Raw genomic sequence first — 2,246 nt, 5'->3', positions numbered from 1 at the left:
CGCGGGGAGCGGGAGACCGGGCTGCAGGCATCGCCGCATTGACTGCGGCGATCTTGATCTCATGCTCGTGCAACCAGGTCTTCAGCTTTGCCTGCCATCTTTTAAGCAATTCCTAAATTGAAGTCCTGTTGATGTGAGGCGACGATAGTAAGTGTATCGAAATATCATCATGTAATCCCGAATAATTTAGCTTCCTCTAAACTAAATCTTATCAACAATGTAAATAGAACTCGTACTGATTAATTGATATTTATTGTATGGCGTGTATAAGCTGCAAATCGGAACAGAAATTTTTATTGTTCTTGCGTGAAGTGACGCGCCTTGTCTGGCGGATGCAGGTGGGGGCGGTGTTTTCGCAAATTGCAGCCGGTGACGGTTGGCTCGGTGAGAGCCATCTGCCGGCTGAGCATTCATGCGCATAGATTTTTTGAAGCAAGTTTGGAAGACAACATGATTGACCGTTCGAGACAGCCAGCACTGTCAACCCGTTCGCCTTTGGCGGTTTCGTTCAAACGCAGCTTGCGCGCAGGCGCTTCCGTGCTGGCACTCGTGGTCGGGGGGCTCGGCGCAGGCATGGTGCAACCTGCTTTTGGTGAGGATTATTTGATTGATGGCGGCAAGACAGAGACTGTTCCGGGCAACCATGATTCAGGTTGGCAGGTTGATGGTGATCTCAGCGTTGGAGGCACTGACGGTGGTGCCCTGATTATCAATTCAGGCGCGCAAGTCACTGTCAACGCGGGGGTCTTTTCGGGAGGCTCGCGTGTGGGTAGATGGGAAGGCGCAGGTGCCATTACTGTGGATGGGGTAGGCTCGCTCCTGGCCTCTAAAGTAGGTATGAAAGTTGGTATGCGTGGGGATGGCACGCTGACTATTTCAAACGGCGGCATGGTTTCCAGCGGGGGGGGCGACAGCAGCAGTACCATAGGTATGGTCGGGCACCGTGGGGAAGTAACGGTCGACGGCGAGGGTTCATCGTGGGTGCTGAATGGCGGCGTACTGGAGATCGGCTATCAATACACCGCACTGGGCGCTGGTTCTTCCGGTATCTTGACTATCAGTGGAGGTGGCACTGTTACCAGTGGCACTCCTGGTCGTACGGTGTATACTAGAATTGGCTACGGGCTCTCGGGGGGGGGTGGCCGCAATACCGGTATGGTCATAGTGAATGGAGTCGGCTCGACTTGGACCGATCTTGGCGCGAAAATAAGTATTGGGTACGCAGCTACTGGCACGTTGACCCTCAGTAACGGTGCAATTGTTACCCAAGGTGTCAATGGGCACGGTGAAGTCGAAATTGCGGTTGAGAGTGAGGGCAAAGGTACTCTGAATATCGGCAGCGCTGCTGAGGATGCAGCTACAGGCGCCGGACAATTACAGGCACAGTCTGTTGTTTTCAGGGAAGGCACCGGTACGATCAACTTCAATCATACGGATACTAACCGTAGATTTGACCCGTCGATTTCCGGTGTTGGGACGATTAACCAGCTCGCTGGTATAACAATCCTGACGGCAGATAATTCTGGCTTTACCGGCACACTGAACATCAATGGCGGCACGCTTTCCGTCGGCTCGGAAAACAATCTCGGTGCTTCGTCTGTTACGCTCGATTTCGATGGCGGCATCTTGCAGATCACCGGTACCGATTTTAATGAGACCAGCCGCACGATCAACTGGGGTTCTGGCGGCGGCGGGTTTGACATTGCCGATGCGGGCAACACGTTTACGGTCGGCCAGAAGCTTGCTTCAGGCGGCGCGCTGACCAAATCCGGTGCTGGCGCATTGGTCCTGACGGCGGATAACAGTTATACGGGCGGGACGACGATCACGGCGGGTACGTTGCAGGTTGGCAACGGCGCGACGAGCGGTTGGATCGAGGGCGATGTGACCAATAAAGGCGCCCTTGTGTTCAATCGCAGCGATGCGGTGGAATTCTCCGGCGCGATCAGCGGCACGGGCAGCGTGACGCAGATGGGCACCAGCACGCTGGTGCTTTCGGGCAACAACAGCTATGGCGCTACTTATCTTAACGCTGGCGTGATTTCGGTCGTACAGCAAGAGAACCTTGGCACGGGCGCGCTCAATTTTGATGGCGGCACGCTGCGGGTGACCGGCACGGATTTCAACCGTACCACCAAGTTGATCAACTGGGGCACCAATGGCGGCGGCTTCGACATTGCCGATGCCACCAATGTGTTTACGCTGTCGAATGTCTTCACCGGTTCGGGCGGCTTGACCAAATCGGG

1 protein-coding gene is annotated in these 2,246 nt (G+C 54.9%); it reads left to right on the top strand.

Annotated elements, in window-relative coordinates:
• Positions 1-450 precede the first annotated feature (450 nt).
• Positions 451-2,246, top strand: a 1,796-nt coding sequence (locus AC0TNJ_RS00050; RefSeq protein ID WP_473769855.1) for an autotransporter-associated beta strand repeat-containing protein, incomplete at its 3' end; no start/stop codon positions are given.

It is taken from the genome of Ochrobactrum sp. PL_is483, from assembly GCF_055816855.1.
The sequence above is the reverse complement of the archived record's forward strand: the minus strand, read 5'-3'. Positions and strand labels throughout refer to the sequence as shown.